Here is an 11,263-nt window from a genome sequence, read left to right on the forward strand (position 1 = left end):
TTTTTAGGATTAATTGGTACGGTTTATATTAAAAAAAAGTGTTTTTTAATGAATACAATTTTACGTTTATCCTAAAATGAGTTATTGTACTATAGTATTTAAATATTATATACTAGTCCTAAAACATCAAGAAGAGGGTTAATTTAACGGTAACTTGTGGTTTGCCCTATATTCTGCTGGTGAGCAATTATACTTCTTTTTGAATTCTCTGTAGAAATAAGATAGGTTGCTAAAGCCTGTTTTATAAAATATTTCTAAAACTGTGAGCTCAGAATTTTTTAATAATTCAGAAGCTTGTTGTAAACGAATACTTTTAATTAATTCTCCAGGTGTCATATTAGACAAAGCTTTGAGCTTTTTATAGAAGTTGGCCTTGCTCATCCCTAGCTTATTTTCAAGATAAACGGCATCTAAACTTTCGTCGTCCATTTTCTCTTCTATCAAAGCGATGGTTTGCTCTAAAAATTCTTTGTCATTATGTTTCATTCCAACATCAGGAATTTTTATTGGAGATTGATCTTTATGAAACAAATCATGTAATCTTTGCTGATATTCCAATAATTTTCTAACCCTTAATAATAAATTTTCTGTATGAAATGGTTTCGGGAGGTAAGCATCGGCACCAGCCTCATAACCTTCATTTTGCTGATCAATAGTTCCTCTGGCAGATAAAATGATAAATGGTATGTGGCATGTTTCTGGGGTGTTTTTAATGATATTACAAACTTCTAAGCCACTCATGTCGGGCATCATAATATCACTTATGATAAGGTTAGGAATTATTTTTCTTACAATATCTAATGCTTTTTTACCATTCTCGGCCTCGTAAACATTGTAAATATCTTTTAAAACATCTTTTAATAGGTACCTGATTGAAGGTTCATCCTCAATTATTAAAATACTTTTCTTCTCTTGATTTTCAACGCTATTTAGAATTGCTTGTTTATTATTATCTAATATAATTTTATCTTCAGTACCATCTTGTTCAATAGCCATAGAAGTAAGTAGGTAAGATGGTGTATCTAAACTATCTTTGCTGTGCTTCAATTTCTCTTCCTCGGCAGGAATGTAATTAAGCGGTAATTGTACAGTGAAAAAAATCCAATTATTTTTTGATGAAACAGCTATTTCTCCGTTTAACAAGTTAACCAGTTCTCTGGTAAATGCTAAACCAATTCCCGAGCTTATTTTGCTTTGTTGTGTATCATCTGCAACAAAAAATCTGTCAAATAAATTAGATAATTCTTCTTCAGATAAATTATATCCAGAATTTGATACCTTAATTTCTAATTGCTGATTTACTAGATTTTTAACTACAGAAAATTGAATAGTATTACCTGCAAGAGTATGTTTAAAAGCGTTTGAAAGTAAATTAAAGATGATTTTCTCTAGCTTGTCCTTATCTATCCAAATTTCTATATCAGGTTCTATTTGTGCACTATATTGAAATTTGTTTTGATCATTTACCTGCAAAAAAAGTTCAGAAATATTAGTTAAAAGTGTACTAATATTCACAAAACTATAATGGTTTTTTAAATGCCCTGCTTCGGCTTTTCTAAACTCTAAAAGCTGATAAACCAAGTAGTTTAATCGAGAAGCCTGTTGATTTACAATGGAAAGAAAATAATTATGACCTTGTTTGGTATCTGTTTTTGCTTTAAGAAAATAGCGTTCAAGAGAACCCAATATAAGTGTTAACGGCGTTTGCAATTCATGAGCAATATTGGTAAAGAAATTAAGTTGTTCTTGATGAACTTCTTCGTCTTTCTCTCTCAACATGTGCTCCATAGATAACTCATATTGCATTTTCACCTTATTTCTTCTATATCTATAAAAAACATAAAGCCCTGATGCGGCTATAACAAAATAGCCTAGAAAAGCTATCCATGTAAGCCAAAAATATTGCTTTATTTGAAGGTTAAAGGCTATAACTTCGTTAGTCCAAACGCCACTTTCATTAGACCACTTTAATTTCAAGGTATAATTACCGGGTGGAATATTACTGTAAGTGATTTTATTGTCTTGGCTTAAATAATGCCACACTTTATCATTTCCTTCTAAAAAATAGGTATAATTAGATTTTTCAGAACCTGTATAATCTATTGCTTTAATTCTAAGCTCGAAAAAGTTATCGCCCGGAGATAAAATATATTCTTTTGGACGAGCATTATTTTTCGCACTTAAAATGTTAAACTGTGATACTTCTTCTGACAATCCAGCCATTTGAATTTCACTAAGCAGCAAATTAGGCTGATAATTATTGGTTTTTATATTCTTTGGGAGAAAATAATTAAAGCCATAAATCCCACCAAAAAACAGATAGCCTTCACTGTTTTTCCAAACAGCGTTATCACTAAATTCATCACTTTGTAGGCCATCTGCTGCTTTAAACCTTACTATTTGTAAAGATTTTGGATTAATCTTCACCAAACCTTTATTTGTACTTGCCCAAATAAAACCTTCGTTATCTTGCGTAATGGTATGAACGGTATTATTTGGTAAACCATTCTCTTTAGTGATTTTCTTAAAAACAGGCTTGTCTTTAATTAAGTCCTTTTCTTCAATATAATTCAGTCCATAGCTGGTGCCTATCCAAAGTTTATTGGTTTTATCTTTATATAAGGCCAGAACATCATTATTTGAAAGACTATTTTTATAAGAAAAGGCGTTGATGGTCCTAAAAGTCTTTGTTTTTTTGTTAAAGATGCTCAATCCACCATATCTACAACCAACATAAAGCTGATTGTTATTGCCGTTCTCTAAAGTATAAATCACATTATTACCAGGTCCAAATCTATTACCTGTATACGGATATTTTCTTAAGTATTGGATGGTAGGTAAGCCAGTCTTATTTCTTTTTATTTTAACATGGATTAATCCAAAAGTTTCTAATCCTAACCAAACAGAGCTGTCTCTATCGATTAAAATACTATGAACAGAGTTAAATGAGTCGTATTTATCATGTTCTAAGATTTTGTCCCAAGTGTACCATTTTTTTTGTTGCTGGTCATACAAGGTAACGCCTAATGCATCAGAACCTACATAAACAAAATTATCTTTCCCTTTTTGGATAGAATAAACACAGTTATCTAATAAGCCATAAACAGAATAAAACGTTTTGATGGAACTGCTAGAGGCATTAGGTTTACCCAAATTGCTTATGGTGATGATACCATTTCCTTTAGTTCCAATCCATAATTGATGATCAACTTCATTAAAGGCTCTAATAGGAGTATTGATTTTTCCTCCTCCTGGCAATTGCTTTACCAAACCAAAATGATTTTGCTTTTCGGCAATTTTAACTACACCACTTCCATCAGTACCAATCCAAAGTATGTTTTGAGTGCCTACATATAAAGAAGTAATTCTTGTATTTTGTAAAGGCTGCAGCTCATCTTCTAAATTATTAGAAGGCTTAAAATCAGTATTATATTCAGCTAGTCCTTTAGAAGACCAAGCTAGGATATAGTTGTTTTTAAAGAAAGTAATGGCTTTTAAAGCATTTGGTAAAACAGCTACTTGTTTAAAATTAAGTTGCTCATTTGCTTTAAACAGTTGTTTATTAGAGGTAGTATAAAATATAGTGCTGTTGACATCATAAACATCTACTACATCATCTGGCAGGTTTAAATTTTTAATTTTGGTAAACTTATTGTTTCGCTTTTGATAAGCCTGCAAACCTCCGCCTCTGGTAACAATCCATAATCTATTAGAATGATCACTTATAATTTTAGATATTTTCCCTTGCTTAAATTCAGGTAAATAGCATCTCTTAAAGTTAGAGGTTTTGGTATCGTAATAGTTAACAAACGAATCAGTTTTCTGGATACCGTAAATAGTTCCATCTAAATCCTTTGCTAAAAGAAAGCCCTTGTTTATAACCTTATCATTAAGGTCTTTACTATAAAAATAGTGTTCAAAATTCCCGGTTAACTTATCATACTTAGATATGCCTTCAATTGTTGCAATCCATATATTCTTGTTTTTATCTTCCTTTATCTGATAAATTATATTGCTTCTGATACTTTTTTTAGTATTGCTTTGGCTGTATTCAAATATGTGAAAAGAGGAGCCATCGTACATACTTAGGCCGTCCCAAGTTCCAAACCACATCAGTTTATCAGAATCTTGATAGATGGAATTTAAACAGCTGTTAGATAAACCTGTACTATTGTCTAATTGTTGGCTAAAGAATTTAACCTGAGCAGAGCTAGTCTGTTGTATGAGTAGCAGAAAAAGCAGCAATAGAGTGCCAATAGATATTTTACGTCTAAAAATATCTTTGTAAGAAGAAGTAATCCTCTCACAGATTGTTATTAAAAATCTACAGAAAAAAAGCAATGATATTTTACCCGTTTATGTTGGCTTGTACTAAACTAATAAAAAAAATGGACTCGGCTAAAGTTTAGCTTGTATTAATTTCTTTTGTTTGAATTATTTTACAATGAGGGATATCAGTGTAATTCTTAAATGGTTGAAATTATTTATTCCACCAAAAATATAGCATCATCATGTCTTTCAGTCATCTCTACATAGATAAAAAAAGAGGCTGTCTCAAAAATCATATTTGTCACATTGAGCGGAGTCGAAATGTTCTCTGATATACTCAGAAAAGGCTTCGACTCCGCTCAGCCTGACACAAAGTGGTGATTTGAGACAGCCTCTAAAACTATATTTCAGATATAATTATCTGATATTAAATGTTAAGTTAACTAACTGATTATATATACCTCCTTGGAAATCTCTAGCCTCTAAAATTGCAGTATCTGTAATTGGAGCAGTGCCATTGTATAAGTACTTTACTACACCTTTGGCTATCTGCTCTTGTGTAAAAGAAGAGTTTACCAGTAAGGGGATACCATTTAAAACTAAGAATCCGTTTTGAGGAGCTTGAGTTAGCGTATAAGAAATGTTTTTATCAGCAGTACCTTGAAATTTAAGCTCATTTAAAGACAATACTTTAACTGGGTTTGAAACCTGAACTTCTAATGGATTATTTGCTGCTGGGCTAATAATACTTACTGGTGGACTGCTAAGTATCAATCTAGATCTTAGTGCTCCGTTGTTAAATTCTTTAGAGCGAAAATGTGAATTTAGGTCTTGAACAACAGCGCCACCAATATTTACAAAGGTTTTATTTTGCGTTAATGCTGCATTATAGAAAGAGGTAATATCAATATTTGCCCACGTATTCCTCATGGCTTGAGTTAAGTTTAAACTTCCAATAGCAATAGCACCAAAAGTTGGAGCAGTGACCCAGCTAACTGTACTCTCATTCCAATCAATATTTTGGTCTTCAAAAAAGTTCATAGTAGTAGCATTTTGAATGGTATTGAAATACATTTCAAGCTTTACAGTTCCAATTCTACCATTAAAACGGGGCGCTCTAACGGCATATTGGGTTAAGGTTCTCTTACTAAAACTTGCTGCATTACCTGTAGCACCAAACAATTTAGTTTGTACGTCTTGTATACTTCCATAGTTTAATGTCCTGTTAGCAGTTCCATTCTGAAGGTAGGTATCTTTGGTCACATAAATGGTGTCAGTTAAAATAGAAACATTTGCTGGATTTACTTGATCTTGAGGATTTGTTTTAGCTATATAATAAGTGAAACTGTTTACCACATGCGCTACTCCATTAATCATTTCTAGATTCTGAGTTCTAACGCTAGCGTTGACAGAGCTTGCATTTGGCGATGAATTAACGGTTAATACATATTCATTCCCAGTAGCTATAGAGCGTGTAAGATATAAACTATCATTACTTAAACTAGGGTATGAATAATTTACGCCCGCTGCTAAGTCAAAAGATCTTACACGGCCTTCAATAATACCATTAAGTAATATGTTTTTTAGAATAATTGGAGGTACATCTTCTACAAAAGTATAGCCTAAGCCCGTAATAAAGGTTTGCAATACATCATCATTAGGAATAATTACAGTAAGATTTTTTTTAGTATCGTTTAATAAATCTTTTAAACCTGCCTGTTGTATGGCTTTACCAAATAAACCAATCTTGGTAGGGTCATTTTCATGAAAGTTATTTTCTGATATAAACTCCCATATAGTCTTAGTTTTAAGGTTTACACCAGCTGAAATATGCTCTACATTTTCATTTTTAAGTAGTGAAAATTTTTCACAAGAGGTGATGCTCATACTGAGTATTACCGTACAGATAAAAATCTTTAGATAAGTTATTTTCTTCATCATTTCTTGATTTTATTTGTAAAAATTATTTTGTTCTATCGATGGGTTTAACCTAATCACATTTAAGTTAATTGGAAATAGGATGTTTTCCGGATTATTTAATCCATTTATTGGTCCCATAACTGATATTGCTTTACCTGTTCTTACCAAATCAAACCACCTTTTGCCTTCAAAACATAGTTCTTTTTGTCTTTCTTCTAAAATAACATCAATTGCTGCATTTCTTGGAAGTGCCATAAATGCAGCCATTTCAATACTACCCGTTGGACCAGTATCAAATTTGTTGTTGGGATTTGGATTATTAATTACATAACCTGTTGGTGAATTTGAATTCGGAGTTTGTATTTCTACAGGTCCAAATGTTCTTTCTCTAATTCTTTTAAGTAAATTCCAAGCAGCATTTCTATCTCCTTTGGCAATAAAAGCTTCGGCTCTTAGTAACATGATATCTGCCAATCGGTACAATATTACATTTTTGTCGTTTTGGGTGTTTCTATCAAAAGTTCCTTTAGGAAATTGTTTAAATATTTGTACGCTAGATCTAAAATTAGTTAAATTCCTTAAATCTGTTGATGAAAATTTAGAAGCAAAGTTAGCATTGGCTACAAACTGGGCTACACCATCACCACCAGCAAATAAAGCTAATAACCCAGAAGTAGTACCCTCATCAAAGCTGTATTCAATCTCAAAAATAGATTCCTGACTAAATCCATCAATAAACATTTTAGCATATTCCGTATTATCAATGTCTACTTGTGGCCTGCTTAAATAGTCTATTGTAGGATCATATAATGCTGCTAATCTGTATTGTGCGGTATTATCTAGAATATTTCTGGAGAAAATTAATGCGCTATCAACGTTGTTGCGCCACATGTAATAGTCAGTAAGAATTGCATCTATTCCTCCTTTGGTTAGCGTAGCTCTGGTTCTTTTAGCATCAGTATAAGATGCTGGTAATAAATCCCTTGCCTGCAATAAATCTGTCGCAATTTGTGTATAAACTTTCAGAACTTCTGTTCTTGGGGTTTTAAAAGAGTTAATGTCTCCATTATTTAATATAGGCTCGGTAATTAAAGGGACATCTCCCCAAACTTTAGTCATCAGTAGATAACAGTACGCTCTTAGGCCCAAAGCTTGACCTAAAACTCTATTATACTCGGTAGTTTGGTTGGCATATATACCTCTTTCCCTCATTTCTTTTACATTCTTAACAATCAAATTAGCTTGGCTAATCACTCTGTAAAAGTTGGTCCAGTCTGTAATTGCTAAATCAGGGTTTAACCTATTTCCTAAAAGTGCTAAGTTGGTTACATTGTCTTCTCTGGGTACGGCAAGCATATCTGCCCTGGCTTCTCCGTATAAAACAAACTCTGTATTTAAGGTAGATTGTAGCCTAAAATAAGCTCCACTTAAGGCAGCACTGGCTTGCGAAGGCTCATTCCAGTAATTATCGTAGGCATATTCTGTTAAAGGGTCACGATCTAAAGCAGATTTACATGAACTAATAACTGCTAAAAGACAGCTTAATCCGGTTAAAAGTTTGATGATATTTTTCATGTAATTAAAATTTAATGTTTAGAGATAGGTTATAAGATCTGGTTCTAGGAAACGAACCATTGTCAACACCAAACCCTAGTGGGTTGTTTCCGGCACTAACCTCTGGATCATAGCCTGTATAACTACCAAAAGTGAATAGATTTTGAACACTAAAGCCTAAATTAGCAGCGTTTAATCCAATATTTTTTATAGCCTTTGGTGGTAGGTTATAGCTTAATGCAACATTTTGAACTCTGATAAAAGAACCGTCTTCTACAAACAAGCTACTTACCGAATAATTTCTCATGCGGTCACCTCTTTCTAGTCGTGGAACATCGGTTACATCACCTTGCTGTCTCCATCTTCTCAATTGCTTAGTAGAATAATTAACATCAAATTGATTACCATCCAAACGTCTGTTTAAATCGTTAAAGACATCATTACCAAAAACGGCGTTAATAAATAGGTTTAGGGTAAAGCGTTTGTAAGAAAAAGTGTTTTGAAAGCCACCAAAAGCTTTAGGTGTTGGATTACCTATAATTTGCTGGTCATCAATATCAATGATACCATCGTTATTAATATCTTCAAAAATAACGTCACCACCTTTGTATACATCTCCATCAGCCGAACCCCTTTTATATTGAGAAATTTGTCCATTAGCGTCTATGTAAACATTGTCTTCATCTCGGGCATAAATTCCCAAAGCTTTAAAGCCATAAAAAACACCCACAGCTTCGCCAACACGGGCCAAACTGAAATTAGTTGGTCTGTAATCTTCATTACCAGGTAATGCGGTAACTTTATTCCTGTTTAAACCAAATGTTACTGTTGATGACCACTTAAAGGCTTTATCAATAACTACTCCGTCTACAGATAGCTCAACACCTTTATTACTTAAACTACCGAAATTAAAAGGAATAAAGCTATAACCTGTTTGGGTAGGTATTTGTACGTTAAACAATAAATCGTTACTGTTTTTAGTGTAGTAATCTGCTGTAAAATTTAGTCGGCCTTTAAAGAAGGATAAATCCGTACCTATATCAAGTTGTTTGGTGGTTTCCCATCTTAAATCTGCATTACCTAGAGCATCAGCAGTAATAGAAACTTCACCCAAATAAGAGCCTGCTCTTCCTAAAGAGCCTTTTGAAGCATAATTAGCAATATTTTGATTTCCGGTGATACCGTAACTCGCTCTTAATTTACCATCGTATAACCAACCTAATTTTTTGCTCCATTTTTCTTCAGAAAAACGCCAGCCTCCAGATACCGAAGGGAAATATGAGTTTTGATTAGCAGTTCCAAATCTCGAAGAACCATCTCTTCTCATTAAGAAAGAAAATAGGTATTTACTTTTATAGTTATAATTTGCTCTGGTAAAATAAGAAAGTAAAACGTTCTCTTGCATACTTTGGTTAAAGGTTGAAATACTTGCCGAGCCACTAATAGAAGTAATTTGATTGTCGATATTTCCTATCCCCCTAACAAAAGTGCTGTTGGTTTTAAAAATCTGATAAGATTGACCCAATAAAAAATTGAAATTATGCTTTTTCTTAATCGTTTTTTTATACGTCAATGTATTTTCATTTACAATTGAAGATCTCATCTCAGGACGATAATCACTGAAAATGGATTGTGCTGATAAGTTAGTGGATAAAATAGGAGGGTTGTAGAAAAAGCTCTCTGTACTACTATAATCTAATGAAATATTAGTTCTAAAATCTAACCCTTTCAATAAAGTAGCTGTAAATTCCTGTTTACCTAAAATACGCCATCTTTTGATATCATTGGTCATGTATAAAGCTTGCGCTAAAGGATTTGGTCTGGAAGATTCAAACAAAGGAATAATATTTCCCGTAATAGGATCATAAGGGCTATAAACCGGAAAACTGCCTAAATACCTAAAAATGATACTATTATCTTGTCTGTTATAATTAAAGTTTGAAAGATTAAAGTTAGTAGAGCCTTTAATAAATTTACTGATATTATAATTTACTTTGGCATTACCAAAAACTTGTTTGTACTGTGTTTCTATAACAATGGGTGCTAAATCTCTGTAACCAGCGCTAATAAAATAATCTACATTTTTCTCTTTAGAAGTACCACTTACACTTAAATCTAGCTTTTGCTGAAAGGTTTCGCGATACATGATATCCTGATAATCATAAGAATCACGATAATATGGGTGTAAAGAATCATATAAAGGAATACGTGTAGGAGGTAAGCCCGTAGCATTAATAGCAGCATCATAATTTGCACTTCTAAACTGTGTAGCGTTAAGAACTCCGATTTTTCTAGTTATATCAACAAAACTACTATTGTAGGCTAAATTAATCGTTGGCTTAGTACTTGTTCCTGTTTTAGTAGTAATTAATATAACGCCGTTAGATGCTCTTGAACCATAGATAGATGCGGTTCCTGCATCTTTTAATACTTCAATAGACGCAATATCTGCTGGGTTGATGTCATTTAAAGGACTAAAAGAGGCACCATCATTTAAGGATTCAAAGGTGTCATTATTTACAGGTATTCCATCTATGATAAATAAAGGCTGACTTGCCCCGTTAATGGAAGAAACACCTCTTAAGGTAATATTGGCACCAGCCCCAGGCTCTCCAGAATTTGTAGTGATTTGCAAACCTGCTATTTTACCTTGTAAGCTGGTATTGATAGAACCGCCTGCAAATTGATCTAGCTGATCGGCTTTTATAGAGCTTGCCGAACCCGTGATTTCACTTTTAGCCTGTGTTCCGTATCCTACAACTACTACCTCATTTAAATTGGTGTAATTTTCACTTAACTGAACATCAATGATGGATTGATTACCAATTTTTCTTTCCGTGGTTTTAAAACCTAAATAAGAGAATACCAAAATGGCATTTTCATCCGAAACTTTTATGCTGTATTTACCCTCAACATTAGTTTGTGAAGTAGTATTGGTGTTTTTTACTTTTACAACTACCCCAGGTAAGGCTTCTCCGTTTTGATCGGTTACTTTACCTGTAACTGTAAGCTGTTTTTGTGTTTGCTTGAAGCTTTCTGATTGCTTTGAAAGAATAATTTGATCATATCCAAAGGCATTAGTCTGCAAGATAATTGCTGTAATTAAAACAAGTGTAAGTTTTACCATGGGCAAACTTCTTTTAAAGGAGGTATAATTTTGCTTTTTACGTATAGTGCTTCTACCATAGAAATTCATACTTCTAAATTTAGTTTGGTTTATAATTAGGTTTATTATACTTGATTTCTTCCAAGTAACTCAAAGTCATTCTTTTCGCATTTAAGCAGAAAACTGTGTTGAATTGGGCTACATTTTTAACCATCAAAATACCTTTATGGCCAATCGTAAGACCAAGTATAGTGAAATTAAAATGTTCGCAATCCTTGTTTATGCTAACTTCTCTTATGAGTTGCTGCTGATTGTTATAAACAAGCTTTGCAATAATGTGCGAACCGCCAACATCTGCGTTCATCACAACATGAGGTGCGCTTTTCATTTGATTTGAAATTTTCTTTATCGGTT

At 33.0% G+C, this 11,263-nt stretch carries 5 protein-coding genes; all 5 read right to left on the reverse strand.

The annotated features are described in order from the left end of the window. Positions 1-138: 138 nt before the first annotated feature. The 5 genes from H510_RS0109920 to H510_RS0109940 all read right to left on the reverse strand — a co-directional run bounded on the left by H510_RS0109920 (position 139) and on the right by H510_RS0109940 (position 11,237). A complete protein-coding gene (locus tag H510_RS0109920; protein ID WP_051291141.1) occupies positions 139-4,245 on the reverse strand; it encodes a hybrid sensor histidine kinase/response regulator transcription factor in 4,107 nt (1,368 codons plus the stop codon). Between the two features lie 441 nt (positions 4,246-4,686). Continuing rightward, entirely contained in the window at positions 4,687-6,210 is a 1,524-nt protein-coding gene (locus tag H510_RS0109925; protein WP_081659249.1) for a CBM96 family carbohydrate-binding protein, read from the reverse strand. Between the two features lie 9 nt (positions 6,211-6,219). Beyond that, the gene (locus H510_RS0109930; protein ID WP_026904188.1) at positions 6,220-7,764 is read right to left on the reverse strand and encodes a RagB/SusD family nutrient uptake outer membrane protein; all 1,545 of its coding nucleotides are present in this window, start codon (positions 7,762-7,764) and stop codon (positions 6,220-6,222) included. Between the two features lie 4 nt (positions 7,765-7,768). Then, positions 7,769-10,939, reverse strand: a complete 3,171-nt coding sequence (locus H510_RS18635; RefSeq protein ID WP_051291142.1) for a SusC/RagA family TonB-linked outer membrane protein — start codon at positions 10,937-10,939, stop codon at positions 7,769-7,771. 10 nt (positions 10,940-10,949) lie between these two features. Continuing rightward, entirely contained in the window at positions 10,950-11,237 is a 288-nt protein-coding gene (locus H510_RS0109940; RefSeq protein ID WP_155977930.1) for a hypothetical protein, read from the reverse strand. Positions 11,238-11,263 lie beyond the last annotated feature (26 nt).

This window comes from Pedobacter glucosidilyticus DSM 23534 (assembly GCF_000425145.1).
Taxonomy (GTDB): domain Bacteria; phylum Bacteroidota; class Bacteroidia; order Sphingobacteriales; family Sphingobacteriaceae; genus Pseudopedobacter; species Pseudopedobacter glucosidilyticus.

Bases quoted from the DNA above. Each gene is read 5' to 3' on its own strand.
- H510_RS0109925 (WP_081659249.1), bottom strand. From the start codon at position 6,210: ATGATGAAGAAAATAACTTATCTAAAGATTTTTATCTGTACGGTAATA.
- H510_RS0109930 (WP_026904188.1), bottom strand. From the start codon at position 7,764: ATGAAAAATATCATCAAACTTTTAACCGGATTAAGCTGTCTTTTAGCA.
- H510_RS18635 (WP_051291142.1), bottom strand. From the start codon at position 10,939: ATGAATTTCTATGGTAGAAGCACTATACGTAAAAAGCAAAATTATACC.
- H510_RS0109940 (WP_155977930.1), bottom strand. From the start codon at position 11,237: ATGAAAAGCGCACCTCATGTTGTGATGAACGCAGATGTTGGCGGTTCG.